The sequence below is a fragment of the [Mycobacterium] stephanolepidis genome (assembly GCF_002356335.1).
GTDB classification, from domain to species: domain Bacteria; phylum Actinomycetota; class Actinomycetes; order Mycobacteriales; family Mycobacteriaceae; genus Mycobacterium; species Mycobacterium stephanolepidis.
In genome coordinates this window covers 2,051,526-2,078,191 of sequence record NZ_AP018165.1, presented here as the reverse complement: position 1 = coordinate 2,078,191, position 26,666 = coordinate 2,051,526, and the positions used below count along the sequence as shown (strand labels likewise).

The 26,666-nt window shown below is 64.0% G+C and carries 25 protein-coding genes; 9 read left to right on the top strand and 16 right to left on the bottom strand.

Features of this window, described 5'->3' with window-relative positions; all coding sequences use genetic code 11:
• Window positions 1-22: 22 nt before the first annotated feature.
• Together MSTE_RS10350 and MSTE_RS10345 are read right to left on the bottom strand one after the other, a co-directional pair.
• The gene (locus MSTE_RS10350) at window positions 23-769 is read right to left on the bottom strand and encodes an anti-sigma factor family protein (RefSeq protein WP_096500968.1); all 747 of its coding nucleotides are present in this window, start codon (window positions 767-769) and stop codon (window positions 23-25) included.
• Window positions 766-1,248, bottom strand: coding sequence for a sigma-70 family RNA polymerase sigma factor (locus MSTE_RS10345; RefSeq protein WP_005061267.1), 483 nt, complete (start codon window positions 1,246-1,248; stop codon window positions 766-768). The genes MSTE_RS10350 and MSTE_RS10345 overlap by 4 nt, the downstream gene beginning before the upstream one ends.
• Window positions 1,249-1,397: 149 nt before the next feature.
• Here MSTE_RS10345 and MSTE_RS10340 point away from each other — a divergent pair, with 149 nt between their 5' ends.
• Window positions 1,398-2,558 carry a hypothetical protein gene (locus tag MSTE_RS10340; protein WP_096500966.1) on the top strand — a complete coding sequence of 387 codons (1,161 nt, stop codon included), beginning with the start codon at window positions 1,398-1,400 and terminating at the stop codon, window positions 2,556-2,558.
• Window positions 2,559-2,560: 2 nt separating this feature from the next.
• Here the strand turns inward: MSTE_RS10340 and MSTE_RS10335 are convergent, their stop codons facing one another.
• The gene (locus MSTE_RS10335) at window positions 2,561-3,166 is read right to left on the bottom strand and encodes a maleylpyruvate isomerase family mycothiol-dependent enzyme (RefSeq protein ID WP_231897092.1); all 606 of its coding nucleotides are present in this window, start codon (window positions 3,164-3,166) and stop codon (window positions 2,561-2,563) included.
• A gap of 138 nt (window positions 3,167-3,304) precedes the next feature.
• Between MSTE_RS10335 and MSTE_RS10330 the strand changes: the two genes are divergently transcribed.
• A complete protein-coding gene (locus MSTE_RS10330) occupies window positions 3,305-4,180 on the top strand; it encodes a class I SAM-dependent methyltransferase (protein ID WP_096500962.1) in 876 nt (291 codons plus the stop codon).
• A gap of 9 nt (window positions 4,181-4,189) precedes the next feature.
• On the opposite strand, the gene arc is transcribed toward MSTE_RS10330, so the two are convergent.
• Entirely contained in the window at window positions 4,190-5,998 is a 1,809-nt protein-coding gene (gene arc, locus MSTE_RS10325; protein ID WP_096505718.1) for a proteasome ATPase, read from the bottom strand.
• 163 nt (window positions 5,999-6,161) lie between these two features.
• Here arc and MSTE_RS10320 point away from each other — a divergent pair, with 163 nt between their 5' ends.
• Complete coding sequence (locus tag MSTE_RS10320; RefSeq protein WP_096500960.1) at window positions 6,162-6,689, top strand: hypothetical protein; 528 nt, start codon at window positions 6,162-6,164, stop codon at window positions 6,687-6,689.
• Between the two features lie 82 nt (window positions 6,690-6,771).
• The gene (locus MSTE_RS10315; protein ID WP_096500958.1) at window positions 6,772-7,371 is read left to right on the top strand and encodes a hypothetical protein; all 600 of its coding nucleotides are present in this window, start codon (window positions 6,772-6,774) and stop codon (window positions 7,369-7,371) included.
• Window positions 7,372-7,389: 18 nt separating this feature from the next.
• Here MSTE_RS10315 and MSTE_RS10310 read toward each other — a convergent pair whose 3' ends face one another.
• On the bottom strand, window positions 7,390-8,226 hold the full coding sequence (locus MSTE_RS10310) for a tRNA (adenine-N1)-methyltransferase (protein WP_096500956.1): 837 nt from the start codon (window positions 8,224-8,226) through the stop codon (window positions 7,390-7,392).
• Between the two features lie 296 nt (window positions 8,227-8,522).
• On the opposite strand from MSTE_RS10310, the gene MSTE_RS10305 reads away from it, so the two are divergent.
• Window positions 8,523-9,872, top strand: a complete 1,350-nt coding sequence (locus MSTE_RS10305) for a DEAD/DEAH box helicase (RefSeq protein WP_408645915.1) — start codon at window positions 8,523-8,525, stop codon at window positions 9,870-9,872.
• 21 nt (window positions 9,873-9,893) lie between these two features.
• Here MSTE_RS10305 and MSTE_RS10300 read toward each other — a convergent pair whose 3' ends face one another.
• Together MSTE_RS10300 and MSTE_RS10295 are read right to left on the bottom strand one after the other, a co-directional pair.
• A complete protein-coding gene (locus MSTE_RS10300) occupies window positions 9,894-10,814 on the bottom strand; it encodes an acyl-ACP desaturase (RefSeq protein WP_096505714.1) in 921 nt (306 codons plus the stop codon).
• Window positions 10,815-10,909: 95 nt separating this feature from the next.
• Complete coding sequence (locus tag MSTE_RS10295; protein ID WP_162291406.1) at window positions 10,910-12,877, bottom strand: CocE/NonD family hydrolase; 1,968 nt, start codon at window positions 12,875-12,877, stop codon at window positions 10,910-10,912.
• Between the two features lie 172 nt (window positions 12,878-13,049).
• Here MSTE_RS10295 and MSTE_RS10290 point away from each other — a divergent pair, with 172 nt between their 5' ends.
• Together MSTE_RS10290 and MSTE_RS10285 are read left to right on the top strand one after the other, a co-directional pair.
• Entirely contained in the window at window positions 13,050-13,940 is an 891-nt protein-coding gene (locus MSTE_RS10290; RefSeq protein ID WP_096500951.1) for a RecB family exonuclease, read from the top strand.
• Window positions 13,937-14,746 carry a thioesterase family protein gene (locus MSTE_RS10285; protein ID WP_096500949.1) on the top strand — a complete coding sequence of 270 codons (810 nt, stop codon included), beginning with the start codon at window positions 13,937-13,939 and terminating at the stop codon, window positions 14,744-14,746. The genes MSTE_RS10290 and MSTE_RS10285 overlap by 4 nt, the downstream gene beginning before the upstream one ends.
• A 1-nt stretch (window position 14,747) precedes the next feature.
• On the opposite strand, the gene MSTE_RS10280 is transcribed toward MSTE_RS10285, so the two are convergent.
• Together MSTE_RS10280 and MSTE_RS10275 are read right to left on the bottom strand one after the other, a co-directional pair.
• Entirely contained in the window at window positions 14,748-15,410 is a 663-nt protein-coding gene (locus MSTE_RS10280; RefSeq protein WP_096505712.1) for an MOSC domain-containing protein, read from the bottom strand.
• 22 nt (window positions 15,411-15,432) lie between these two features.
• Window positions 15,433-16,098 (bottom strand): TetR/AcrR family transcriptional regulator, encoded by a 666-nt coding sequence (locus MSTE_RS10275; RefSeq protein WP_096500947.1) that lies wholly within the window; start codon window positions 16,096-16,098, stop codon window positions 15,433-15,435.
• Between the two features lie 129 nt (window positions 16,099-16,227).
• Here MSTE_RS10275 and MSTE_RS10270 point away from each other — a divergent pair, with 129 nt between their 5' ends.
• Complete coding sequence (locus MSTE_RS10270) at window positions 16,228-17,628, top strand: cytochrome P450 (protein WP_096500945.1); 1,401 nt, start codon at window positions 16,228-16,230, stop codon at window positions 17,626-17,628.
• A gap of 33 nt (window positions 17,629-17,661) precedes the next feature.
• Window positions 17,662-18,339 (top strand): nuclear transport factor 2 family protein, encoded by a 678-nt coding sequence (locus tag MSTE_RS10265; protein ID WP_162291405.1) that lies wholly within the window; start codon window positions 17,662-17,664, stop codon window positions 18,337-18,339.
• A gap of 14 nt (window positions 18,340-18,353) precedes the next feature.
• Here the strand turns inward: MSTE_RS10265 and MSTE_RS10260 are convergent, their stop codons facing one another.
• The 7 genes from MSTE_RS10260 to MSTE_RS10230 all read right to left on the bottom strand — a co-directional run bounded on the left by MSTE_RS10260 (window position 18,354) and on the right by MSTE_RS10230 (window position 26,640).
• Complete coding sequence (locus MSTE_RS10260; RefSeq protein WP_096500943.1) at window positions 18,354-19,019, bottom strand: ABC transporter permease; 666 nt, start codon at window positions 19,017-19,019, stop codon at window positions 18,354-18,356.
• Window positions 19,020-19,119: 100 nt separating this feature from the next.
• Complete coding sequence (locus MSTE_RS10255) at window positions 19,120-20,361, bottom strand: fatty acid desaturase family protein (protein WP_096500941.1); 1,242 nt, start codon at window positions 20,359-20,361, stop codon at window positions 19,120-19,122.
• Window positions 20,362-20,549: 188 nt separating this feature from the next.
• Window positions 20,550-22,148, bottom strand: a complete 1,599-nt coding sequence (gene nuoN / locus MSTE_RS10250) for an NADH-quinone oxidoreductase subunit NuoN (RefSeq protein WP_096500939.1) — start codon at window positions 22,146-22,148, stop codon at window positions 20,550-20,552.
• On the bottom strand, window positions 22,145-23,740 hold the full coding sequence (locus MSTE_RS10245; protein ID WP_096505708.1) for an NADH-quinone oxidoreductase subunit M: 1,596 nt from the start codon (window positions 23,738-23,740) through the stop codon (window positions 22,145-22,147). The genes nuoN and MSTE_RS10245 overlap by 4 nt, the downstream gene beginning before the upstream one ends.
• Complete coding sequence (nuoL, locus tag MSTE_RS10240; RefSeq protein WP_096500937.1) at window positions 23,737-25,602, bottom strand: NADH-quinone oxidoreductase subunit L; 1,866 nt, start codon at window positions 25,600-25,602, stop codon at window positions 23,737-23,739. Before nuoL ends, MSTE_RS10245 begins: the two co-directional genes overlap by 4 nt.
• 13 nt (window positions 25,603-25,615) lie before the next feature.
• A complete protein-coding gene (nuoK, locus tag MSTE_RS10235) occupies window positions 25,616-25,915 on the bottom strand; it encodes an NADH-quinone oxidoreductase subunit NuoK (RefSeq protein ID WP_096500935.1) in 300 nt (99 codons plus the stop codon).
• Window positions 25,912-26,640, bottom strand: a complete 729-nt coding sequence (locus tag MSTE_RS10230; RefSeq protein WP_096505706.1) for an NADH-quinone oxidoreductase subunit J — start codon at window positions 26,638-26,640, stop codon at window positions 25,912-25,914. The genes nuoK and MSTE_RS10230 overlap by 4 nt, the downstream gene beginning before the upstream one ends.
• Between the last annotated feature and the right edge of the window lie 26 nt (window positions 26,641-26,666).

Genomic DNA, 26,666 nt, shown 5'->3' with positions numbered 1-26,666 from the left:
ACGAACCTGATACGGGAAGACCTCAGCGACGCAATTCGAGGAACACCAGCGGCACCGCATCGCCGTGATTGTCGATCACCTGGACACTCTCGATCTGATCCTGCGCCACCGGGACGGTCATCGACGTCATCATCGCGGAGCCCGGCTTGGCCGTCCACGAACTGGCGATGATGTTCCCACCGGAGCGGGTGCCGACGCGCAACGCGTAGGGTGCCGCCGAGTCATCCGAGTCGTCTCCGTATGCCGGATAGCTGCACCACATCTCGATACGGGTACCGGCACCGTCCCGGACAATGGCCACTTGGGCGCTCAGCGGTGAGGGCGTCACCTGGCGCATCGGCTGCCAATGCTCACCCGATGGCAACGAACCCGCGGCGACATTCATCGGTGCGGGCCGGTGATACCACGGCGGCGGCACCAGCGAGACCGTCAGCGCGACGGCTGCGGCCACCGCGACCGCACCCACATAAGCGAGTCGGCGCACGGCACTCTGCCGCCGCCACCGGGCCTGCAACTTGGGCCACAGCGCCTGCACCGGGCAGCTGGTGGCCGGCTTGGCGAGCACAGGCGGGTCTTCGAGTTCCATCTTCTCGGCATATCCGCGATCGACCTTGGACAGCAGACCGGGCATCGCCGTCACTTCGGACAGCGCGCGCTGGCAGCTGACACAGTCGACCAGGTGCTGTTCGTATTCACGCCGCTCGGCGGACGAGAGCGCGCCCAGCATGTAAGCGGCGTCCCAATCGGCGTAAACATGCTCCACAGTCATCGTGTGACCCCCATTTCCTGCAGCGACAACCGAAGCGCGCGCACGCCATAGTGCAGGCGTGATTTGACGGTGCCCTCAGGCACCCCCAGCTCGGCGGATATGTCGGCGACTGAGCTCCCGCGGTAATACGCACGCAGGATGACGGCGCGGTGATCGGTGGACAACGTACGCAGCGCTTCGGCCACCAGCCACGCGTCCAGCGTCGCATCCACCTGATCGGGAGAGGCGAACTCGGGTGTCTCGGCAGTGGCTATCTCGCTGCGAAAGCGCGAGCTACGCGCGTTATCGCGCACCAGGTTGTGGGCGACCGTAAACAGCCACGCCCTCGCCGACCCTTCGGTCTGGTTGACCAACGTCGGATGCCGCCAGGCTCGCAACAGCACCTCCTGCACGATGTCTTCTGCCAGCGCCGAGTCGTGGGTCAGGTGCATGACATACCGATGCAGCGGGCCTGCGTACTCGTCGTAAAAGGCCCGCATAAGACTCGATGAGCCATTGACGCCGACGCCTTTCGGCCCAGCCTGCCCATCCGCCATGAAACACCTCCGACGGTTACACGATCCGACCGCCCGATTGGTTCAACGTACGCCCGTTTTGCCTCGTCGAACAGCCTTGTCATCATGATCAGGTGCGCAATCTCGACGACATTCACGAATGGTTCCTGTCCCGTGGGCTACCCGTCGTGCTGGACCGTCGCGTGCGCTCGCGTGAACTCATCGACCGGGCCGCACCCATGATCGGAGTCGCCGGCGCGGGGGTGGCGTTCTACGAGCTCATCTCCACCGACAACGACACCCGCTCAATTGTGCTGATGATCCTGCTCGGAGTGGTGGCACTGTTGATGGCGGCGCAACCGCTGGTGCTCACCGCGCTGCAACGAGTCGGAACCATCCGCGCCGACGTGGTGCGCCGCGCCCTGTCATGGCTCGTCATAGCGATCTTTGTGATAGCACTCCCGGCCACCGACACCGGTTCCTGGCAGGAGGCGGCCGCGAAGATGCCCGCCTTCCTGCTGGCCGCGTTGGTGCTCATCTGGTTGACCTACCTGGGTGCCGGATCAATCGGACTATGGGCCCTGCGGTACGCATCCACACAGTTCGGTGCACTGGGCACGCTCATGTCCCGCGCACTGCCACTGCTGATGCTGACCGTGGTGGTGTTCTTCACCGGAGAACTCTGGCAGTTGTCGGCCCGGATCACCCGCGAAAGACTTTGGCAGACAATCGGCTTCCTGGCCCTCACCGCCACCGTGTTCATGGTCGCCACCGTGCGCGACGAGTTGAACAACCTGCGTGAGAACCGGGCCGAACGTCCCGCGTCCGCCGCACTGCTGGCCGGAACCCCACTGGCCGGCCTGACCGGAACCGCCGGTCCCGAGCCGCCGCGGCCCGCGCTGCGTTGGCCCGAGCGGCTGAATGTGCTGTTGGTGATGGTGGTTTCGCAGGCGATCCAGGTGGTGTTCTTCACCACCGGGGTGTTCGTGTTCTTCATGCTGCTGGGCATCGTGGCGGTGCCGCACGACGTGATGGCATTGTGGTCCAACGAGGCCGCATGCCCGTCGGGAGCGGCACCGCCGTGTTCGGGCACGTGGTACGGGATTCGGATCGGTGTGCCACAGACTCTGATTCACATGTCGCTGTTGGTCGCGGTGCTGTCGGGGCTGTACTTCACCGTCAACAGCAGCATCGATCCGCAGTATCGGGCACGCTTTTTCGAACCGTTGATCGCCGATGTGGCGGTGAGCCTCGCCGGCCGCGACGTGTATCTATCGGCCTCGCAGCGGATCTGATGTCAGCACATCCGCGCGGCCAGGGTCGGCACACCGTCGCCTTCCAGCTCACCGAGCACCGCCGGACGGCCCGCCATCGCCAGCACCAGCGCCTCCCCGGTGCCACACACCCGCGGGCCACTACCCTTCGCCCAATCCACATCGTTGGCCACGAACCGCAGGCCCTTGGTGTAGCGCTTCGGATGGGCGCCAAAGTCGGGGTGATCCAACGCGAAGACCAGCCGGTCCTCGGGGATGGCCCGCGGCCTGCCCAGCGGCCGCCGAATGTCCTGGTGATGCACCATGGCGTCGGTATGAAGTGCCGCGGGCGCCATCTTGCCGAACGCTCCGGGTCGCACCGCCGACTCGAAATGGCGCAACAGCTCGTGATTCGACAGGTGACCGGTGCGTTCTACCAATGCATCGTTGAGCTTGTCGATCGATGGGTTCCGTAGTGCGGTCCCCAGATAAACACCAAGCGATACCGCGTCGACGGCGGCGTGTGCCACGACATCGCGGACCCGCCAGCCCGCGCACAGTGACGGGGCCAGCCAGTCGTCTTCGGTCAACGTGTGCAGGAACTCGGCCAGGCTGGTGCGCTCGGCGGAAAGCATTTCTCGGGGTTTCATGGTTTTCACGGATACCTCCTCGGCTGTACTCGCCATGCTAGGAAGACCTCGTTGACCAGCACCGCCGCCGCCTGCCACGCACTGCCAGATGATGCCAATGCCCCCTCATGGGCCCGCCGGACTTTCTATCCTCGCGATATGCCCGGACGTCGGCTCGACCAAACCGCAAGCCTGACCGCACAGTTCAACGCGTGGCAGCGCGCTGCTGAGTCGACACAGCGCGATGGCCTGCTGAACGATCCACAGTCCGGATGGTTCGTGACCCATCCGCTGCTGCGTGCGGCGCTGGCATCTCCCACCGTGGCGAGGTGGAGCCTGCGTCTGGTGGATCGATGGTGCGCGGGCCTGCATGCCCTCATCGTGCTGCGCCGCCGGGTGTCCGACGACGAAGTGCGGGCCGCCGCACAGTCCGGCATCAGCCAGGTGGTGATGCTGGGGGCGGGCTTCGACACCTCAAGCCAGCAGCTCGGTTCCCTGCCCGTCACCGTGTTCGAGGTCGACGCACCCACCACGCAGCGCGCGAAACAACATCTCATCGCCGAACACCGCGGCGATACGTCGCGGCTGGTCTGGGTCCCGTGCGATTTCGAGCGCGATGACCTGACGTCACGTCTGCTTGACGCCGGATTTGATACGGCCGCAACCTCACTCGTGGTGTGGCTCGGCGTGACCTACTACCTCACCGAGGCCGCGCTCGAGTCGACGCTGACGCAACTGGCGAAGCTCTGCGCACCCGGAAGCAGGCTCGTCTTGGACTACGGTGATCCCGATATCGTCGGATCCGACAGCCGTCGTCCCGAAGTCCGGCGCGGATCGCGGTCCGTCTCCCGGCGCGGCGAGCCGTACCGAACGGGCATGACGGCAACACAGGCCGATGAACTGCTTGCGCGCCAAGGCTTTCAGACCACCGAGCAGCTGCGGATACCCGAGCTGCTACGTCGCTACGATCCCGCCGACGCCCGCGGACTCACACCCGGCGACTGGACCACAGTGGTCACAGCCCGCCGCGGGTGAGCACGGTGCCTAGAGGTACTGGCCCAGGCTCGATTCGGTGTCGATGGCGCGGCTGGCGCTGGAGCTCTTGCCGGTGACCAGCGTGCGGATGTACACGATGCGCTCGCCCTTCTTACCCGAGATCCGCGCCCAGTCATCCGGATTGGTGGTGTTGGGCAGGTCCTCGTTTTCGGCGAACTCATCGACGATCGAGTCGAGCAGATGCTGAATACGCAGACCCTTCTGGCCGGTCTCCAGCACCGCCTTGATGGCGTTCTTCTTCGCGCGGTCCACGACGTTCTGGATCATGGCGCCGGAGTTGAAGTCCTTGAAGTACATGACTTCCTTGTCACCGTTGGCATAGGTGACCTCCAGGAACCGGTTGTCGTCGATCTCGGCGTACATCCGGTCCACGACCTTCTCGATCATGGCCTTGATGGTCAGCCCGCGATCGCCACCGAACTCCGCCAGATCGTCGGTGTTCACCGGCAGTTTGTCGGTCAGGTACTTGGAGAAGATGTCTTGCGCCGACTCGGCATCCGGCCGTTCGATCTTGATCTTCACGTCGAGGCGGCCGGGCCGCAGGATCGCCGGGTCGATCATGTCTTCGCGGTTGGAGGCGCCGATGACGATGACGTTCTCCAAGCCCTCGACGCCGTCGATCTCGGACAGCAGCTGCGGCACGACCGTCGTCTCCACATCGGAGCTGACGCCGGTACCGCGGGTGCGGAAGATCGAGTCCATCTCATCGAAGAAAACGATGACCGGCGTACCGTCCGAAGCCTTTTCGCGGGCTCGCTGGAAGATCAGGCGGATATGCCGCTCGGTCTCACCGACGAACTTGTTGAGCAGCTCCGGACCCTTGATGTTCAAGAAATAGGACTTGGCCTCACGCGAGTCATCGCCGCGCAGCTCTGCCATCTTCTTAGCCAGCGAGTTGGCAACGGCCTTGGCGATGAGTGTCTTTCCGCATCCGGGGGGCCCGTACAGCAGCACACCCTTGGGCGGGCGCAGGGCGTACTCCCGATAGAGGTCCTTGTGCAGGAACGGCAATTCCACCGCGTCGCGAATCTGTTCGATCTGCCGCGTCAGGCCACCGATGTCGCTGTAGCTGACGTCGGGCACCTCTTCGAGCACCAGATCCTCGACCTCGGCCTTGGGAATCCGCTCGAAGGCGTATCCGGCCTTGGTATCGACCAGCAACGAATCGCCGGGCCGTAGTTTCCGGGGCTTCAGATCCGCTCCGTCGGCATCCTCGGATACGTCCGAGAGATCGGGCGCGATCAGCGGATCGGCCAGCCAGACGATGCGCTCCTCGTCCGCATGCCCCACCACAAGCGCGCGGTGACCGTCATCCAACAGCTCTCGTAGCGTGCTGATCTCACCGACCGATTCGAAGTTGCCGGCCTCTACCACCGTGAGCGCCTCGTTGAGGCGTACGGTCTGCCCCCTCCGCAGCTCGGCGGTCTCGATGTTGGGAGAGCAGGTCACCCGCATCTTGCGACCGGAGGTGAATACGTCCACCGTGTCATCGGACTGCACGGCCAGCAATACGCCGTAACCGCTCGGCGGCTGGCCCAGCCGGTCAACCTCCTCGCGCAGCGCCAAGAGCTGCTGACGGGCCTCTTTGAGGGTGTCCATCAGCTTGGCGTTACGCGCATTCAGGGAGTCGATACGAGCCTCAAGCTGGTTCAGGTCGCGCAGACGACCCGTGTCACCAGTTCCGTGGGCCGCGCTGCCTTCCAGCTCTTGGCGAAGGGCCGCAACCTCTCGACGTAGCCGTTCCAGTTCGGCGGCATCCGGTGTGCCGAACGCCTCTGAACGCTCCGACTCACTCATGATGTCCTCCTTTCCCACACCGAGAATTGGTGCGGTGGATGCTTCAACGCTACCGGCGATTGGCCGCCCGTGCGGGGTCTACCCGTTGCCTGGGACGTCTACGCTGTTAGCGTTCGTCACATTCAGGTCGATCGAAAGGACAACCGTGAGCTCACGAACCGGTATGTCAGGGGTCGCCACGCTGGGTTTACTCGCGGCGGCAGCGGTTGGCTTGGCAGTGCCGATGGGCGAGCCGACAGCCAGCTCCGCTGGCTCGACAGCAACGACCACCATGCCCACGGAGATTACCCCGGTGTCCTGGGACACTCCCATGGACGTGCCCTCCGAGCCTGCCGATGCGGCGCCCACATCCGATGAGCTGAGCGGTTTGCTGTATTCGCTCGCAGATCCGGGCGTGTCGGCCCTCGCCAAGGGTGGCTTGGTAGAAGGCGGCATCGGTGCGGGTGAGGCGATTTACGCCGATCGCGCCTTCAAGAGCGCCAACCGCGACGGTTTCCTGCCACTGGCTTTCACTGTGTCCGACATCAAATCCACCGCACCGGGTGTGGCCGCTGCGGCGGTCACCATCACCGGCCCCAAGACGCAGGCATACACGACGAAGATCAACTTCGTGAACCAGGATGGCTGGAAGATCAGCAAGGCCTCGGCGGTTTCGCTGATCCAGGCGGCATCGGGTAAGTCTGGAAGGTAGACGTGTACGAGGAGGGCTGGATGATCACCACGACCTCGCACGCCGATATCGTCACCGCACTTGGCTGAACGACTTAGCCGATATGCCGAATGGAGTCACCAGGATCATGGCCCGTCACCTTCAACTCGCCGTCGCCGCCGGTGCAGCGGTTCTCGCCCTGACCGCCTGCAGCAGCTCAAACGATAAGGCCGGCCCCAGCAGCGCTTCGGCGACACAGCCCGCATCCTCGGCAGTGGCCGCCGCCGTCCCGAACCATCCGCTGCCGGATCCAGCGGTGTTGACCGATGTCCTCAACCGCCTCGCCGACCCGAACCTGCCGGGCGCCGAGAAGGTGACCGCCGTTCAGGGCGCCACTCCCGAGCAGCTGGACAAGTTCACCAAGGCGATCGGCGACGCCGGGTTCTCACCGTTGTCGTTCACCGTGAAAGACCCCAAGTGGTCGACGGAAACCCAGGGCGACGTCGAAGCCGTAGTCACCATCAACAGTCCGAGCCCGAAGATGGGCGGGTTCGCGGTCCCGATGTCGTTCTCGCCCGAGGGTGAGGGCTGGAAGCTGTCCAAGCGAACCTCCGACCTCTTACTCAAGACCGGGACATCGCTTGCGGGCACCGCCGCACCGCACGAGGCACCTCCCGCCGGTGCACCCGCTCCCGAGACACCGGCCCCTGCACCTACCCCGTAGCCGCCCCTAGCGACAGCCTCAGCTAGGTAGGCGCTTACGCCGCAGCGGCGTCGGAGTGATGGTGCCCGGCGCCAGACGACGCGCACTGACCAAGAACGCGGTGTGCCCGCGCATGCTGTGCTCCGGACGCACCGCAAGCCCGACGACGTTCCAGCCGCGCTGCATCGACTCCCAGGACCGCGGTTCGGTCCAGCATTGCTGTTCCCGTAGCGCCTCGACCACGCGCGACAGTTGCGTGACGGTCGCGACGTAAACGATGAGCACGCCGCCCGGCACCAGCGATTCAGCCACCGCGGGCAAAGTCTCCCAGGGTGCCAGCATGTCCAGGACCACCCGGTCGACCCCACCGGCATCGGCAGCCCGTTCGGCGAGATCACCGATCACCAGCTCCCAGTTGTCCGGTTGCTCCCCGAAGAACGCTGTGACGTTTCGCACAGCGTGTTCGGCGTGATCCTCACGAATCTCGTAAGAGATCACCGTTCCCTCGGGTCCCACCGCGCGCAGCAGCGAGCAGGTGAGCGCACCCGAGCCCACACCGGCCTCCAGTACCCGCGCGCCCGGGAAGATATCGCCGTCATGAACGATCTGCGCGGCGTCCTTCGGGTAGATCACCTGCGCACCACGCGGCATCGACAACACGTAGTCGATCAGCAAAGGACGCAGCACCAGAAACTGGTCGCCGTTGGTCGACTTCACCACGCTGCCTTCGGGAAGGTCGATCACCGTGTCGTGTGCGATGGCGCCTCGATGGGTGTGAAACTCCTTACCCGGCTCGAGCACCATCGTGTAGTGCCGCCCCTTGGGGTCGGTCAGTTGCACGCGATCGCCCACGACAAAGGGCCCGGTCCGAGTCATGCGCTCACCTTGCCAGGTGTGTGTCGCGCACCGCGAACTGGGCAGGCCTTGCAGGTAAAACGGGTCACCCGCCAATGTGTTTCGGCACACACGATTTAGCTCTAGAGGCCAAAGGCACGTACTGTCTTGGGTAAGCGCCACTGTGCGCCTGCGTCGTAGATCATTCTTTCGTCAGCCAGTCCGCTGATTTCAGGCTTTTCTCACGGCGATCGATATTGCCCATCGGCAATCTCGCCATCTCGAAGCCTCGAAAGGCGTCATTTCTCATGTCTTCAACCACATTCGCGTCACTCGGCGTGCCCGCAGTACTGGTCCGCGCCCTGCAGCAGGGCGGCATCGACGCCCCGTTCCCGATCCAGGCCGCCACTCTGCCGGACACACTCGCCGGCCGTGATGTGCTGGCCCGCGGTAAGACTGGCAGCGGCAAGACCCTCGCGTTCTCCATCCCCGTCGTCGCACGCATCGCCGAAGGCACCCGAGTGCCGGGCCGTCCGCGGGCGCTCGTGCTCGCGCCGACCCGCGAGCTGGCGACCCAGATCAGCGCGGTCATCGAGCCTCTGGCGGCTGCCTACCGCATGAAGGTCACCACCATCTTCGGCGGCGTCTCGCAGCACCGGCAGGTTCAGGCGCTCAAGGCCGGCGTCGACATCGTGGTCGCCTGCCCCGGTCGGCTCGATGACCTCCTCAAGCAGCGCCACCTGACCCTGGACGGTGTCGAGATCAGCGTTCTGGACGAGGCCGACCACATGGCAGATCTCGGATTCCTGCCCGTTGTGACGCGGCTGCTCGCCGCGACCCCGAGTTCCGGTCAGCGCCTGCTGTTCTCGGCCACTTTGGACAACGACGTCGACAAGTTGGTCAAGCGATTCCTGCACTCCCCCTCCGAGCATTCGGTTGATCCCGTCGATTCCCCGGTGGCCGCGATGACACACCATGTGTTCACGGTCAGCGGCCCCGACGCCAAGCGTGAACTTGTGAACACGCTGGCCTCCGGCACCGGACGGCGCATCCTGTTCATGCGCACCAAGCACCACGCCAAGCGCCTCGCGCATCAGCTCAACCAGTCGGGCATCCCATCAGTTGACTTGCACGGCAACCTCTCTCAGGGCGCGCGTGATCGCAACTTGGCCGCGTTCGCCAACGGCGAAGCACGGGTGCTGGTGGCGACGGATGTCGCTGCCCGCGGCGTGCACGTCGACGATGTCGCGCTCGTCGTACACGTCGACCCCCCTGCTGAGCACAAGGCCTACCTGCACCGATCAGGCCGCACTGCACGCGCCGGCGGCACCGGCGATGTGGTCACGGTGGTGCTTCCCGAGCAGCGCCGCGATGTCACGCAGCTGCTACGCAAGGCCGCCATCACCGCCACGCCCCAGCAGGTGACGGCCCATTCCGATGAGGTCAAGACCTTGGTGGGCGAGGTAGCTCCGTATGTGAAACCTGCTCCCGCACAAAAGGCCAACGGCTCCGCCACCGCGAACGGCCAGCGGTCGCACCGACCTCGCGGCGGTGCCGAAGGACGTCCGGCACGTGCGCCACGGCGCGGCGGGCAGGGCCAAGGCCGCCAGGGTCAGGGTCAAGGTCAGGGGCGTCAAGGCCAGGGACAGCGATCCGCCCGCAGGGCGGGCAACAGCGCCTCCCGGTAACCGGGAGGCGCTGGCGATTACCTACACCCGCGCCGCGGCCCGGATCGCCGCCTTCTCCTCGTAGTACTTCGCTCGCTCATCCACGGCGGCAAGGAATTTCACGAGCGTATCGCGGGCCTGCTCGCCCTCGGGTCCGATATCGGAACGTTCGAAGACCCGCCAGAACCTCAGGATGGGTTGCAGAACCTCGTCGTGATGGATGCGCAGGTCGTAGATGCCGGCTTTCGCGATGGCTATCGCGTTCTGCGCAAATCCCGCCATCCCCATACCCGGCATCGCGAAACCGACGATCTCCTTGCAGATCGCCTGCATCGCGGCATCGGGCTCGATATCGAGTGCCGCCGACATGAGATTGCGATAGAAGACCATGTGCAGGTTCTCGTCCAGCGCGACTCGCGCCAACAGCTGATCGGCGATGGGGCAGCCTGAGGCCTTCCCCGTGTTGCGGTGAGATATCCGCGTGGCCAGCTCCTGGAACGACACGTAAGCCAGCGCCTCCAAGGGCGTCTTGTCCCCCGAGTCGTAACCGGCGATGGTGTGCGCCATGCGCATCGCTTCGAGGTTGCTCGGGTCGACACCACGGGTGACCACCAGATAGTCGCGAAGCGCGATGCTGTGCCGCCCCTCCTCCGCCGTCCACTGGCCCACCCAGGTTCCCCACGCACCGTCTCGCCCGAACCTCGTGGCGATCTCACGGTGATATGACGGCAGGTTGTCCTCGGTCAGCAGATTGACGATCAACGCTGACTGGGCGATCGGATCGAGCGGGCTATCCTCCGGTTTCCAGTCCTCGCCGCCCAGAAACGCGAAGTCCCGTCCCCTGCTCCAGGGCACGTAATCATGTGGGGCCCATGGGCGTGCGGCGCTCAGGTGCCGCTCGAGATTCGCCTCGACAACAGGCTCCAGCTCTGTCAGTAGTCGTGTTTGCAGTCCGGTCACCATCTCGTCCACCTCTCTGTTCGGCCTACCGCCATCTGTAACCTACGGTACCGTAAGTTACAGAAAAAGTAGATGAGAAATCAGTGAACTGACGAGGACTAAGCGGCCCCGGCGCCGGCACCGAGAATCACGGGTGCCACCAGGTAACTCGGCTGGCCGGGATCCAGGACCAGGGCCTGCCCGTGGCGGCTCGCCCACAGCTCCGGAATGGACGGTATGTACCTCGGCAGACTGGCCGCCGCGATGACGACCCGCAGCCGATGCCCCGCCGCGATCACCGCATCCACCTCGGTGAGATCGATGTCGAGTGTTGTCGGCACGCCGGGTTTCACCGGAAGGGTCGATCCCTTACCGGTGGGATGCCAGGGCGATAGGTAGTCACCGTCCGCGGTACGCAGACTCTTGTCCTCATCCACGCCGCGGCGCGATGCCAGCAGGGCACCCTCGGCCAGCATCCGAGAAAAGCCGTCGGGTGCCACATCTGTCACCGACACGACCCAGAATGCCTCTGTACCTATCGCTTTGGTGCACAGATGAAGGTTCAGCGCCCCGGAGATCACCCATGGCTCGGCGGCGGGGCTGCTGGTGAAGGTCAGTGCACCGCGCTCGAAGTACCGAGAGTCCTTGAGCCCGGACGTTCCCAGCACCGCAGTGATGCCGGCTGCAAGTCGGGAGGTCGTGGGCGATTTCAGCAATCCCATCCGTCGGCGAAGGAGGTGCTCGGTCTTGTTGAGCGGCGCAGCACCCGTCAACGACCCGTCGAACGTCGAACCAGCTCCCACCCCCGAGGGTTCGGCATCCAGATAGAACCGTTGCGGCGCCGCTTCGGGTCGCGGATAGACGTCCAGGGTGTGCCAACCACCATTTTGTTGTTGCAAGGTGAGCGGGCCGTAGCCCTCCATTCCGTTGTCAATACCTTTGAGCCACTTGTCAAACCACGCACGCTGCAAGACATCCAGCCGGGGAGGCCCGTCTTCCCGGCCAAGCTGTGAACCCGGGGAACCGTGGTAGCCCTCGTTGATGACAACCTGAAACCGCCCGCCCGGCACTGCGGCTCGTCGATGGATACGCAGGGCCGCCGGACCAAAGATGTCATCCCACGCCCCATAGACAAACGTCGGGATCTCGATGTCCTCGAAGCGGGGACTGATCTGCTGGAAATACTCGTCGTCATCGATCAGCGCCCCCGTGCCACGCAAGCCCTCGAAGATGTACCGCACCACACGATTCAGTGGTGCGCGCAACCGCCCCGCGAGCCAGCCCAGGCCGACGCCGCCACGTGCCACGTCCGACGGCGAGGGCAACCACTTTCCCAACGCAACGGCAAGCATCCAGACGGGCAGGAAGAATGTCTGCGCCCCACCGGTTTTCATGAGGTCGCGGGAGATGTCACTGACAGGCTCGACTGCGAACACCGCACCGAGGCCCGGCACCCGATTGCCGGCGGCCTGCAGCGCGTTGATCGAACAGTACGAGATGCCATACATGCCGACCGATCCGTCGCACCACGGCTGGGCCTGCGCCCAGGCCACCACCTCGGCGGTGTCCCGCTGTTCAAGATCGTTGAGCATCCCCCAGTCGCCGGAGGAGGCGCCGGTGCCGCGAACATCGACGACAACCTGGGCGTAACCACTACGGATCAGCGAGTCATTCACTCCGAAGGTCGTCAGGCCACCACCCGGAATCGCCCGCGCCAGCTCGGCGAGCTCCGCAAGGCGCGGATTACTGGGCGGCGCGGACGGCACGGTAATGCCGAACCGGTTCAGGCCTCGCAGCAGCCATGCCGCCAGGTGAGTAACGGATTTGTTGTAGGGGGTGAGGTTGAAGAGCACCGGCACCGGGTCGCCGACCGGAGTCCCGTCGGCATCGGCCGGCCGGAACACCTGAGCCTTGAGCACGGTCCCGTCGGACAGCGGGATCGAGACGTTCGGGGTGAAGGACACCCGGGAGTACCGACTGGGGCCATCGGCCACCGCAGTCCACCGCTCGCCGAGTTCGGATCCGGCGAGCGCGGTGTCGTTCACCTGCAGACTGTCCAGAGGGCTTCGATGCTTTGCCGTCGTCACTGCGCATTCCTCTCGCGCGGGGCTTCGCCGCCCCATGGCCAATGAGAGGTTCACGTTACTTCGAGTACGGATATTTTGGGGACGACTTGTGACATGTGTTGAACAGAGCCCAGCGGCTTTGTGCCCGGCGTGGCGTCAGCACCTGTCGGACACGATGCCTAGGCTGCCAACCATGGAGGAGACCACGCAGAACCGGCCCACACGCCGGCCCGCGCTGTCCCCTTCCCGTGCCAGCGACTTCAAACAATGCCCGCTGCTGTACCGGTTCCGCGCGATCGACCGCCTCCCCGAGCCGCCCTCAACAGCGCAGGTGCGGGGCAGCCTCGTGCATGCCGCGCTGGAAGATCTCTACGCCCGGCCCGCGGCCGATCGCGAGTACGCCACCGCCGCCGGATTGGTGGAGCCCGCGTGGGAACGCCTCGTGGAATCGAACCCTGAACTCGCGGCGGTGGTCGAGGCCGATCGCCTTCCGGGGTTCCTCGACGAGGCGCGAGATCTACTGTCGGGCTACTACCGGCTTGAAGATCCCACCCGATTCGATCCCGACAGTTGCGAGGAGCGCGTCGAGGTGGAGTTGTCCGACGGCACAATGCTGCGCGGATTCATCGATCGCATCGACATCGCACCCGGAGGCGCGATGCGTCTGGTCGACTACAAGACCGGACGTGCGCCGCGCGCCTTGTTCGAAGCCAAGGCGTTGTTTCAGATGAAGTTCTATGCCGTCGCGCTGTATCGCACCCGCGGGGTGGTGCCGCGACGGCTGCGGCTGCTGTATCTGTCCGATGGCGAGGTTCTCGACTACACACCGGATGAGGCAGAGCTGCTCAAGTTCGAGAAGACGCTGATGGCGATCTGGCGAACGATTCAGAATCTGGGCACCACGGGCGACTTCCGGCCCAGTCCGTCACGGTTATGCGACTGGTGTGCCCATCAGTCGCTGTGCCCCGCGTTCGGTGGCACGCCGCCGCCCTACCCGGGCTGGCCCTCCGATTACGGTGTCTCCGATACTGATATCGAAGATGCCGAAGCCTCCGCGACCGCGATCCCGGGAGATGCCGCATGACGTTGGAGCTAACGGGCTGTTACTACCGGCGATTGGATGCCGACAGCCAGTTCCAGGTGTTCGAGTCCACCGAGTTGACCGCCAGCGGGTGGGGGCCGAACCTGCAGCACGGCTCTCCCCCGATGGCGTTGCTACTCAAGGCTATCGAGGAGCTGCCGGAGCCGCGCGAGAGCCTGAGGATCGGCCGGGTGGCGCTCGACATCCTCGGCCCGGTTCCGCTGGAGCCGGTGCGCGTACGAGCGTGGATCGAACGGCCAGGTCGCCGCATCGCGCTTGCCGTGGCCGAGATGGAGGCGCGTGCCAATGGCGGTTACCGGGCGGTCGCACGAGCCAGCGCGTGGCTGTTGGCGACTTCGGTGACCGCCGACAAGGCCAGCGACCGGTACCCACCCCTGCCCGAGTACCCGCCCGGCCCCACACCGCCGGCATTCGGCTTCGAGGGCTCGAATTACTCGAAATCGGTTGATTTTCAGTGGTTTTCGGTACCAAACGGGGAACCACAAGTGGCCTGGATGCGACCACATGTGCACATCGTCGACACCGAGCCCACCACCGGATGGCAGCGACTGGCATCGGTCATCGACTCCGCGAACGGCATCGGCGCGGTACTCAATCCCCTGCGGTTCGTCTACATGAACACCGACACCGTGATGCACGTCCACCGAATTCCTCAAGGCGACGAGTTCGGTGTACGCGCCCGGATGTCGGTCGGACCCGACGGTGTCGGCGTGACCACCGCGGAAATATTCGACCGCCGCGGCTACATCGGCTCCAGCGCACAGACGGTCCTGGTGCAGCGGCGGTAAATTACGCCGATCCGCTCCTACGCCTGACAGTCTCCTTAACGTGCTCCGGCAACGCGGGAGCATCGAGAAGCCGCGGAAGCAACTCGGATTCGAGGGTCAGCGCCCGGAACGCAAGTCCGACGGTCACATCGTGCCCCGGACGGTTCTTGACGGCGATGCCGTCACCTTTTCGCACCACCCCGGGTGAGATCACCCGGAAGTACGCGCCGGGGATTGCTTGTGTTGTAAAGGTTTTGACCCATCCGCGCAGATCGAGCCAGGCCGCAAAGGTCCGACACGGTATTCGCGGCGCGGACACTTCCAGCACCAGCCCGCCGTCACCGATATGCCACTGCTCACCGATGAGCGCGCCAGTCACATCGATCTCGCGGGTGGTCAGGTTCTCCCCGAACTGGCCGTTCGCCAGCTCTCGTCCGAGTGCATGCTGCCACCAGTCCAGATCCTCGCGGGCATATGCGTACACGGCTTGGTCATCGCCACCGTGCACGCTCGTATCCCCGATCGCGTCACCTTCCAGACCGCTGCCGACACCCTCAACCCCGCCACCCGGCGCGCGGACGGCTATCACCGATTCGGTGGGATGTTTGTCGATACCGGTGCGCGTAGGCCCACCTGCCGGATTCGACCGCAGCTGGCCCACGTTCACCGTCAAAACTGTAGCCACCACACCAGGATACGGAGCGCACCTAACGGGCGGCACGCATAAGGGGTAGCAGATATCGGCCCGCGAACTCGCGGGTGTTTTCGTCGGTGTCGGTCGGCACCAGCACGGAAGGGTTCACCAGAAACGTCGACGTCAGCCGCAGCGCCAGGTCGAGTGCGCGCTTCACCGCAGGAATGGGATAGTCCTCGTCGGCCAGTAGTTCCGCGATCACCGCAAGCAGGCCCTGGTAGCCGGACGCATTCACATCAAAGATATTCCGCGAGAACGATTCGGCGTCGAATTCCTTGAGAGCCATCACCAATGGATGATCACGTGCCTCACGCATGCCCATGACGAATGCCTCGACCATCCTGTCCTCGGCATTGGACAAGGGCGCGAGCGCAGCCTGTGCCCGCATGAAGAATTCGGCTGTCTCCCGGACCAACACAGCGGCGACTATGTCTTCCTTGTCTCCACACTTCCGGTACAGCGTCGGGCGGGACACACCGGCGCGGCGTGCGATATCCCCGACAGCGGTGCGGGCGATCCCGTGGGCGACGAATTCCTCGCGCGCGGCATCCAACAAATGAGAGGTCGCCACATTCGTGTCGGACAGGGTTCCGGTGACCAGCTGCCGCAGCAACGAGTCGATCTCTACCACGGACCCGATAGTAACGGCGGGGGCCTGCGAAACCTCGGTGCGACTCACAGCCCCTCCTCCCGGCACATCTACCTGGCATTTGAATCAATGAATTACTTTTGATTCAGTATTGCATGCTGATCGAATCCGCCATACACTTCGCCACCAGAATCTCCGTTCCGCAGAGAAGAGGCAGCCATGCACGCCATCGGCACGAACTCCCCCGCACAGGAAGCGCCGCAGACCCCGGGACCTCGGCTTGCCCCGCGACTGCCCTTGCATCGGGCCGCACTGCTGGGACTGAGCTGCCTGGGTGACCCGTTTCGCCTGCCGTACCTGCTACTGCCCAAGATCGCGAACCGATACGGCGACATCGTCCGCCTCTTCACGGGCCCAAGCCCCGCACTCACAGTCACCCTGATCAACCATCCCGAGTACATCGACCATGTGTTCACCCGCCACCACGACCGATACGCGAAGCACGAGGCCACCATCGAGTTGGTCTCCGGGGAACCGGCCGCCCTCCCCTTGCTCGAGGGCCGGGAGTGGAAACGAGTCCGCACCGCTTTCAATCCCTACTTCGGCGAACGCGCATTGGCGGCAGCGACACCGCTCATGATGGAAGGAATAACCGATCGAGTCGATGCCTGGTCACGCCATGTGGGCAGCGGGCAACCTGTGGACCTCGAACATGAACTCGGTGCGGTCGTGATGGACGGGCTGATGCGCTCGATGTTCAACGTTCAGCTCGGCTCCGACGAGATTGATCACGCCGTCGACGGTGCGCGACGGTACGGCCGCTACGTGATCAGCCGGGTCGCCATGCACTATCTGCCCAGCTGGATGCCAAATCCCCTGCGTCGCAGTGGCGAACAGGCGAAAGCGGAACTGTTCGGCATCCTCGACCGCTTTGTCGACGAACGGAAAGGGTGCCCGGCGTCCGACTCGCCCGATCTGGTGGATGCGTTGGTCGGTCTGGAATTCGAGGGCTGCCCGCAGATACAGCACCGGCGACGGCGCTCGGAGGCCGCCGGATTGGTGTTCGCGGGATTCGAGACCACCGCCGCCTCACTGGCCTGGACCATCGCGCTGCTCTGCCGCAACCCGATCGCGCTCGGTAAGGCGTACAACGAAATCGACGCGCTGGGCGGAAAGACATTGGAGTACGACGACCTGGAAAACCTGAAGTATCTGAAGGCATGTTTCGATGAGGCGCAGCGCTTTCAGGCCGCACCCGCCAACATCCGAACGGCCGTACAGGACGACGAGATCGGTGGCTATCTCATTCCGCAGGGCTCACAGGTCGTCATCACGCAATACGCACTGCAGCGCGACCCCCGGTTCTGGAAGGACCCGGAGACGTTCAATCCCGAACGATTCCTGACCGACAAGATCAATCGGAATGCTTTCCTGCCGTTCAGTATCGGACCACGCAAGTGCATGGGCACGCGGATGGCCTACATCGAGGGAACCTTGGTCCTCGGAACCATCCTGCAGCGCTATGCATTCCAGATCCGCGATGGCTGGACACCCCGACACCGAGTACGAGTCTCCACCGGCTTGGCCGGCGGCCTCCCGACACGGCTCCTCACCCGCTGAGCCATCACACAGTCCCACAACGAAAGGAAAGAGATGAGCAGATTGGACAAGTTGGGCCCCTCGCCGGAACACGCGCAGTATCAGGCGCTCATGCCGGAATTCTGGAAGAAGGTGCGGCAGCAGGAAAAGAACGACATCGAGCGCGGACTTCCGGCCCAGGGCCGAACAGAGTTCGCCTACACATGGTTTGACGCCTGGGCCGAGCAGGACATCAAGAAGATCGATTACTGCATTGCCGAGGAGTGCAGCTACATCGACAGCACGACGTTCCAGGAGAACAGACTCGGACGTCAGTTCACGATCGACAACTGCCAGGCCGCCTTCGACGTCTTCCCCGACTTTGCGTTCTACCCGCAAGACGGAACCAACCGGTCACTGCCCTACTGGGACTACTTCGACGGTCAGTGGCGGGTCACCATTCCGTGGCGAGGTATCGGCCGCATGATCGGTGAGACCATCGAGCCCAACACCGGCGCCAAGCTCAAGGGAACCGGCCGATGCCTGAATTTCATTGGTATCGACCGCTATACATTGACCGAAGACTTCAAGATCACCCACATCGATACCGACTGGGACATGCTTTACGGTGCCGCACAGCTCGCGGGATTGGGCCCCCTCATGCGCAGCCAACGTCTTCAAAGGATCGGGCTACGTGCCGCCAGCCTGGTCGCACCGGTCTTTCGCCTGACGACCCTGCTCACCACACGGTGACCGCGTCGCTTTGGTCATGACCGGTCAGCGGGCGCGGTAAGTCCTTTGTAGCAGGCAATAAGGCCTCCGATGAACCCGAGAGCCGCCGCCTCGATGGCCACGATCAGCACATTGGTCGGGCTCATCAGCTGCGCCAAGTTCCCGATGAACAGACTCAGCGGAGTGTGCTTTCCGAAAGCCGAGAAGAAGTAGACGCCAGCTGCCCCAACAGCTATCAACGCCAGTGGCACCGCTGTGACTGCCGTGGCAAGGACACGGGGAACAACGAACCCGTGCGTAATGTCCATGCCCCTGCCCCGCATCGCGTCGATCTCCTGCTGAATCCGAGACGAATCCGCCTCGGCGAAGACCACAGTGGCACCCGTGGCCGCCGCGACCAACACCACGTGCGTCGGAAAGCCGGTCGGGCCGAACACCAGGGCCTCGAGGACGAGCACGATCACTACGGCGAGCGGTATCGCCACCATGCACATCGGCAGAACTGACACTCTGGCTATCGACCACACCTGCCGGAAGAACTCGCCCACGGCCGGCGGACGACGCAGCATGGCACCAAAAGTATCCAGTGTCATGGCCAGGAAGCCGGTCAGTGTGCGTGCCGGCTTCTCGACAGAACCCGAGGTCAGGGCATCCCCTCGGCCCACTTCGGTTACCGCCGGGGCCTCTGCGTACGTAGTCACACATCACTGCATATCGCGTTCCGCCCACATCCGCGGCAGAATCATCAACATCACCAGGGCGGGTTCGCGTCGCCGATGACGTGATCGGCCACCCAGAAAACTAGACGGACACCTTGGTGCGGCGCCGCTCACGCACCATGGCGATGGCGGTCTTGAGCCCGCGACGCGGAACCGAGTTCGCCTCGGCCACTGGTGGTTCTAAGACCACGAACATGCGCTCACTACGAGTCTCCGGTGCATTGTCCGCGGTCGCACGTAGGAACCGATCCGGCAACGAGAGTTTGGCAATGGTGCGCCAGGTCTTCGCATACTGGAACAGCATCGATCCGGTGGTGTACGGCAGGTCATAGCGATCGCAGATCTCCCGTACCCGTAGTGAGATCTCGTGCAGCCGGTTACTCGGCAAATCCGGGTAGAGATGATGTTCGATCTGATGACACAGGTTGCCGCTCATCAGTCGCATCGTTGGACCCGCATCGAAGTTCGCGCTGCCCAGCAGCTGGCGCAGATACCACTGACCCCGCGTCTCGTTCTCCATGTCGGTCACGGAGAACTTCTCCGCACCGTCCGGAAAATGCCCGCAGAAGATGACGGCATTGGACCAGAAATTGCGGATCAGGTTGGCCGTCGCGGTGGAGGTCAGCGTCGAACGATAGGACGCCCCCGGAGAGAGCGCCGTGATCGCCGGGAACGCGACGTAGTCCTTGAAGACCTGCGCGCCTGCTGAGACCACCAGTTCGCGCACCCTCTGCTTGGTCGCCTCACGGGTTTCCTTTGTCCAGATCTTCCGGAATTCCAGGTGCTGCAGGGCGATTCCCCACTCAAAACCAGCCGCGAGGATGAAGTTGAGTGGCAGGTTCAGGAGGTTGCGCACCTTCCACGACTCGTCGCGCGTGACCCTGAGGATCCCGTAGCCCACATCGTCGTCCAGATCGAGGATGTTCGTGTACTTGTGGTGCTCGACGTTATGCGTGAATCGCCAGTGCTTGGAGGCACCTGCCATATCCCATTCCCACGTCGAGGAGTGGATCTCGGGATCGTTCATCCAATCCCACTGCCCGTGCATGACGTTGTGGCCGATCTCCATGTTCTCGATGATCTTGGCAACGGCCAACGTCAGCGTGCCGGCCCACCATGCGGAGCGCTTCTTGCTCGCCGCCAGCAGCGCACGGCCGGTCAACTCGAGCGCGCGTTGCGCGGCGATGGTGCGCCGGATATAGCGGGCGTCGCGCGTACCGCGCGACTCCTCGATCTCGCGCCGGAGCCCATCGAGCTCAACGGCCAGGTTCTCGACGTCCTCGCTGGTGAGATGCGCGAATGCCGAGATGTCCGTGATTGCCATCGGCCTCCTTCCGCGCCCACGATACATTTACCCTACGGTCCCGTAGGTTACTCGTCGGTAAATGGACACGCCACAGGCCTGGTGACAACCAGGCCACGGTATGCGTCGACACGCCGCATTCTGCGCGGATCAGAGGCGTGTCGGCACGGAACACGGCGTGTCGAAACACCGGTGGCCGGTGATCGGACTCACGGAACGAAGTGGGCGAGATTCCCGACTAGATCGAGCAGGGGCTGCGGTACTACACCGAGCAGAACGGTGACGAGCGCACTCACTCCGATCGATATCGCCACCGCCGGGCCGGGGATCCGAAGCACCCCGGAGTTCGCGACCGGGTCGGCGAAGAACATCAACACGATCACCCGCACGTAGAAGTAGGCGGCGATGGCGCTGCACACCACACCCACCACCACCAGCGGCACGGCACCACCGGACGCGGCGGCCTCGAAGACCGCGAACTTGCCGACGAATCCACTGGTCAGCGGAATGCCCGCGAAGGCCAGCAGGAACAAAGCGAAGACGATGCCGAGCACGGGCGATCGGCGACCGATTCCTGCCCATCGACTCAGATCGGTGATCTCTTCATCCTCACTCGGGCCACCGTCACCATTGCCGGACCGGACCAGCCCGGCAATGGCGAATGCTCCCACGGTGCTGAAACCGTATGCGGCCAAATAGAACAATGTCGACGACACACCACGTTCGTTGGCGGCCGTAACCCCGGTCAACAGAAATCCGGTGTGCGCCAACGCGGAATAGGCCAACATGCGTTTGACATCGGTCTGCGTGACGGCACCGATCGATCCGATCAGCATGGTCGCGATTGCCACCGCCCACAGCACCGGACGCCAGTCGGCCGTGATCCCCGGCAGCGCCACATACAGAACCCGAAGCAGCGCACCGAAAGCCGCAATCTTTGTGGTGGCCGCCATAAATGCGGTGACCGGGGTCGGCGCCCCTTGGTACACGTCGGGAACCCAGAAGTGGAAGGGCACCGCCCCCACCTTGAACAACAGACCCACCGACAGCATGGCCACGCCGAGTAGCAGGAAGGACCGCTCCCCCGCATCGGCACTGACGGCCCGCGCGACGGCGTCGAGTTCGACGGTTCCGGCGTATCCGTAGACGAAAGCCGACCCGAACAGAAAGAACGCCGAGGAGAAGGCGCCGAGCAGAAAGTACTTGAGCGCCGATTCCTGCGACAGCAGCCGGCGTCGTCGGGCCAGCGCGCACATCACATACAATGGGAGTGAAAACACCTCCAGGGCAACGAACATCGTCAACAGGTCGTTGCAGGCGGGGAACAGCATCATGCCCGCAATCGCGAACAGTGTCAGCGGAAAGATCTCCGTTTGCGTAATACCGGTGCGATTCAGCACCCCCTCCGGCTCGCTGCCCGGAACGCTGGACGCCTGCGCGGCGAAGGCGTCCAGCCCGCCGCCGACGGCAACCGTACTGGGAAGGGCCACAGCTATTCTACGCTGCGCCATCACCGTCAGCGCCAGGCCGGAGGCCACCAGGACGAGCCCCTGCAGATAGAGCGTGGGGCCGTCTATCGCCACGGCCCCGTTCATGACGACCTCACGCGTACCGCCGAGCGCCACCACGGCCGCAAAGGCGGCGAGGATCCCTCCGGTGGTCAGCGCCAGCTGGGTCGTGAGCCGGTACCGTCGCGGAGCGAACGCCTCGACGAGCACGGATACGACCGCGACACCGAACATGATCAGCATGGGAGACAGCGCGCCGTAGGCGATCGGCGGCGTGGGAAGAATCCCGATATCGGTCATCGTCGCTCACCTTCGCCGTGCCGAAGGGCCACATCGGCCACTGCCGGCGGCGGATCCTTCTCGTTGATGGTGCGCAGCGTCTGTTCCACCGCCGGATTCACGATGTCCAACAGTGGCTTGGGGTAGATGCCCAGCACGAGAAGCATTGCGATCAACGGCGCGACCACGGTGAGTTCACGGCGCTTCAGATCACCGATGCTCTCATTTCCCGGCGCCAACGGCCCCGTCATCATCCGCTGATACATCCACAGCACGTAGATGGCGGCCAGCACCAATGCGATGACCGCGCACGCCGCGGCCGCCGGGTATCGCGTGAATGTTCCCACCAGAACCAGAAATTCACTGATGAACGGTGCCAGCCCGGGCAGCGACAGGGTGGCCAGACCTGCCACCAAGAAGGATCCGGCGAGAACAGGTGCCACCTTCTGGACTCCCCCATATGCCGCGATGAGTCGAGAGCCTTTGCGAGATACCAGGAATCCCGCCACCAACATCAATGCCGCCGTAGAGATGCCGTGGTTGACCATGTACAACGTCGAACCCGATTGTCCCTGGCTCGTCATCGCGAAGATGCCCAGGATGATGAACCCGAAATGCGATATCGAGGTGTAGGCGATCAGCCGCATCACATCGGTCTGACCGATCGCCACGATGGCGCCGTAGACGATGCCGATGACCGCCAGGGTGATGATCACCGGGGTGAAGTATCTGCTGGCCTCGGGGAACAGCTGAATGCAGTACCGCAGCATCGCGAAGGTGCCCACCTTGTCCACGATCGCCATCATGAGCACCGCACTGGCCGGGGTGGCGTGCACTGCCGCGTCGGGCAGCCACGTGTGAAATGGCCAGAGCGGGGCCTTGACCGCAAACGCGAACATGAACCCGAGGAAGAGTGCCTTCGCGACACCCGGGTCGATCCCGAGTGCGCCGGTGGCGACCATCTCGGTGATATCCCGCAGATCGAACGTACCGGTCTGACCTCTGGCGGTGACCACGTAGAGACCGATGACGGCGGCCAGCATGATCAGGCCGCCGAACAGGTTGTACATCAAGAACTTCACGGCCGCGCGTGAGCGCTGCTTGGCGTCTGAATGGGTACTCCCGAATCCTCCGATCAGGAAGTACATCGGGATCAGCATGGCCTCGAAGAAGATGTAGAAGAGCAGCACGTCCAGGGCCGAGAAAGACAGCAGCACCATCGATTCCACGACCAGGATCAGGGCGACATAGCGTTGTGCCACAGGCCGATTCTCGTATCCGGGCGCCTCTGCCCCATCGTTCCATCCGGCCAGCAACAGCACGGGCAGGAGCCCCGCGGTCAGCAGGACCAGCGCGAGCCCGATTCCGTCGAGCCCCACCGCGTACTTCATCCCGAATGCGGGTATCCAGGACATCGATTCGACGAACTGGTATTGGGGTCCCGCGGGGTCGAACGCAACGGCTAGTCCGATCGCGACGACCAGTACCAGCACCGAGGCACTCAACGCCACATACTTGGCCAGGGTCCGTTGGTGGCCCGGCATGATCAGCACCGCGGCGGCGCCGATCAGGGGAATGAACCACAGAGCTGTCACGGCACCCACGGCGCTCACCACCTCACTGCCATCAACACGGCGACCACCACAGCCGCTCCGGCACACATGGACAACGCGTACGAGCGGACATGGCCGGTCTGTAAGCGCCGCACCCAGTTCGACACCGCGCCCAGGGTCGAGGACACAGCGTTGACAAGACCATCGACCCAGCGGTCGTCGGCGAGCACCAGCCCCCGTGCGAGACGCTGCCCGGGGCGCATGAACACCGCCTCGTTGACGGCATCGCCATACAGATCCCGGCGAGCGGCAACGGTGAGCACCGAACCCCGAGGAGCCGACTCGGGTACGTCTGCGCGGTACATCCGATAGGCCACCACAACGCCACAGAGCACCACCGCGACGGTGACGACGCTGATGGCCCAGGCCGGAACGGGTAACTCGCCATGATGCGCACCCACGACCGGTTCTAGCCAGTTCTGCAATGCTCCGCCGAAGCTCAGCAGGAATCCGGCACTCACCGACCCGATGGCGAGCACCATCATCGGCCACGTCATCACCGACGGTGATTCGTGTGGGTGCGCGTCCGGTCTCCAACGGCGGGTGCCGAAGAAGGTCATCAGCATCACCCGGGTCATGTAGAACGCCGTAATCCCGGCACCCAGTAGCGCCGCCGACCCGAGAAGGAATCCCCCGGCACCGCCGTGCCCGAAGGCGACCTCGATGATCTTGTCCTTCGAGTAGAACCCCGCAAACGGTGGAACTCCAATGATGGCAAGATATCCCAGCCCGAAGGTGACAAAGGTGATCGGCATGACGGCGCGCAGCCCGCCGTAGCGGCGCATGTCGGTTTCCTCGTTCATACCGTGCATGACCGAGCCCGCACCGAGGAATAGCCCGGCCTTGAAGAACCCGTGTGTGAGCAGGTGCATGATCGCCACGGCGTACCCGGCGGGGCCGAGCCCGGCCGCCAACACCATGTAGCCGATCTGCGACATGGTGCTCGCGGCCAGGGCCTTCTTGATGTCGTCCTTGGCGCAGCCGATGATCGCTCCGAAGAGCACGGTAACTGCACCCACGATCACCACCGCGACCTGCGCGTAGGGTGCGTGTTCGAAGATCGGCCCGGACCGGGTGATCAGGTAGACACCTGCGGTGACCATGGTGGCGGCGTGGATGAGCGCGGACACCGGGGTGGGGCCTTCCATCGCGTCGCCAAGCCAGGACTGCAGCGGCACCTGAGCCGACTTTCCGCACGCCGCCAGCAGCAGTGCCAGTCCGATTGCGGTGTTACGGCTTTCGCCCGCCGCGCCGGCCGACCCGAGTACCTGGGCAAAGCCGACCGAGCCGAACGTCGCGAACATCAGCATCATGGCCAGGGCCAGCCCCATATCACCGACGCGGTTGACGATGAAGGCCTTCTTGGCCGCGGCTGCGGCCGATGGTTTCTGATACCAGAAGCCGATCAACAGGTACGACGCCAGACCGACACCCTCCCAGCCGACGTACAAACCCAGGAAGTTGTCGGCGAGCACCAGTAGCAGCATGGCGGCCAGGAAGAGATTCAGATAGCCGAAAAACCGTCGCCTGTCGGGATCATGCTCCATGTAGCCGATCGAGTAGATGTGGATGAGTGAACCCACTCCGGTGATCAACAGTGCGAAGCACACGGACAGCTGATCGAGGGTGAGCCCGAAATCGATGTGCAACCCTCCCACCGGAACCCAGGTGAAAAGAGTCTCCTGCACCGCTCGCTCCGCACCCGTTCGGCCCAGCATGCCGACGAACGAAACGACCGCGACAAGAAACGACGCGAGTGCCGTCGCGCAGCCCAACAGATGCCCCCAGGCGTCACCCCGACGGCCGACGAGCAGGAGTACGGCCGCACCCGCCAGCGGCAGCGCCGGCATGAGCCATGTCACGGGGACTTCCCTCCTAGAGTTTCAACAAATCGGCGTCGTCGACCGAGGCCGACCTGCGGGTACGGAAGATGGTCATGATGATCCCCAGTCCCACAACCACTTCCGTGGCCGCGACCACCATGGTGAAGAACGCGATGACCTGACCGTCGAGGTTCCCGTGCATCCGGGCGAAGGTGACGAATGCCAGATTGGCCGCGTTGAGCATCAGCTCGATGCTCATGAAGACCACGATCGCGTTGCGGCGCAACATCACGCCGGCAGCCCCGATGGTGAAGATGAGTGCGGCCAGGTAGAGGTAGTTGCCGGGATTCACCGTGCCTCCATGTCCCGCGGGGTGAGCACGCCGCTGACCGACAACTCGGACAAGGATCCGTCGGGAAGCAGCGCGGGTACGTCCACGGCGTTATGCCGTGCGTACACACCGGGATTGGGTAACGGTGTGGCACGGTCTCCATGCTGAAACCGCCGAATTGCCAACTCACGCTGACCGCCGGTCTGCCCCAGCTTCTCGCGATGCGCCAGCACCATCGCGCCAATCGTCGCGGTGATCAGCAGAGCGCCGGTGAGTTCGAACGCCCAGAGGTAGTCGATGAAGATGCGCTCGGCCAAATCCTCCACGTTGCCACGGCTGTTGGCCTGATCGAGCCCGACGAACACTGTCGTGGAGGCGTTTCCAATACCCGCGATAGCCAGGATTCCGAATCCCAAACCGGCGGCGATCGCACCCACCCGCTGCCCCGGCAGGGTCTCCACCAGAGAATCCGAGGAATCCACCCCGACGAACATGAGGACGAAGAGAAACAACATCATGACCGCGCCGGTGTACACCACCACCTGGGCGACGCCGAGGAACAACGCTCCCTGGGCTACGAAGAAGACCGCGAGAACGACCATCGTCATGGCAAGAAAGATCGCCGAGTACACCGCCTTCGGCGCCGCGATCACACCGAGTGCACCCAGCACCGCGATGGCGCCAAGTACCCAGAACGTCACCGCCTCCCATGTCGGTGTGCGGGATAACCCCTCAGCGGCAAGCACTGCCACGTGGCCGGTCACGAAATCCG

Excerpts from the sequence above, each read along its gene's own strand:
- MSTE_RS10310 (WP_096500956.1), bottom strand. The coding sequence starts at position 8,226 with ATGACTCGGACCGGGCCCTTTGTCGTGGGCGATCGCGTGCAACTGACC.
- arc (WP_096505718.1), bottom strand. The coding sequence starts at position 5,998 with ATGAGTGAGTCGGAGCGTTCAGAGGCGTTCGGCACACCGGATGCCGCC.
- MSTE_RS10270 (WP_096500945.1), top strand. The coding sequence starts at position 16,228 with ATGCACGCCATCGGCACGAACTCCCCCGCACAGGAAGCGCCGCAGACC.
- MSTE_RS10315 (WP_096500958.1), top strand. The coding sequence starts at position 6,772 with ATGCCGAATGGAGTCACCAGGATCATGGCCCGTCACCTTCAACTCGCC.
- MSTE_RS10255 (WP_096500941.1), bottom strand. The coding sequence starts at position 20,361 with ATGGCAATCACGGACATCTCGGCATTCGCGCATCTCACCAGCGAGGAC.
- MSTE_RS10350 (WP_096500968.1), bottom strand. The coding sequence starts at position 769 with ATGACTGTGGAGCATGTTTACGCCGATTGGGACGCCGCTTACATGCTG.
- MSTE_RS10300 (WP_096505714.1), bottom strand. The coding sequence starts at position 10,814 with ATGGTGACCGGACTGCAAACACGACTACTGACAGAGCTGGAGCCTGTT.
- MSTE_RS10345 (WP_005061267.1), bottom strand. The coding sequence starts at position 1,248 with ATGCGGGCCTTTTACGACGAGTACGCAGGCCCGCTGCATCGGTATGTC.
- MSTE_RS10330 (WP_096500962.1), top strand. The coding sequence starts at position 3,305 with ATGCCCGGACGTCGGCTCGACCAAACCGCAAGCCTGACCGCACAGTTC.
- MSTE_RS10265 (WP_162291405.1), top strand. The coding sequence starts at position 17,662 with ATGAGCAGATTGGACAAGTTGGGCCCCTCGCCGGAACACGCGCAGTAT.
- MSTE_RS10320 (WP_096500960.1), top strand. The coding sequence starts at position 6,162 with ATGTCAGGGGTCGCCACGCTGGGTTTACTCGCGGCGGCAGCGGTTGGC.
- MSTE_RS10335 (WP_231897092.1), bottom strand. The coding sequence starts at position 3,166 with ATGAAACCCCGAGAAATGCTTTCCGCCGAGCGCACCAGCCTGGCCGAG.
- nuoN (WP_096500939.1), bottom strand. The coding sequence starts at position 22,148 with ATGACCGATATCGGGATTCTTCCCACGCCGCCGATCGCCTACGGCGCG.
- MSTE_RS10290 (WP_096500951.1), top strand. The coding sequence starts at position 13,050 with ATGGAGGAGACCACGCAGAACCGGCCCACACGCCGGCCCGCGCTGTCC.
- MSTE_RS10285 (WP_096500949.1), top strand. The coding sequence starts at position 13,937 with ATGACGTTGGAGCTAACGGGCTGTTACTACCGGCGATTGGATGCCGAC.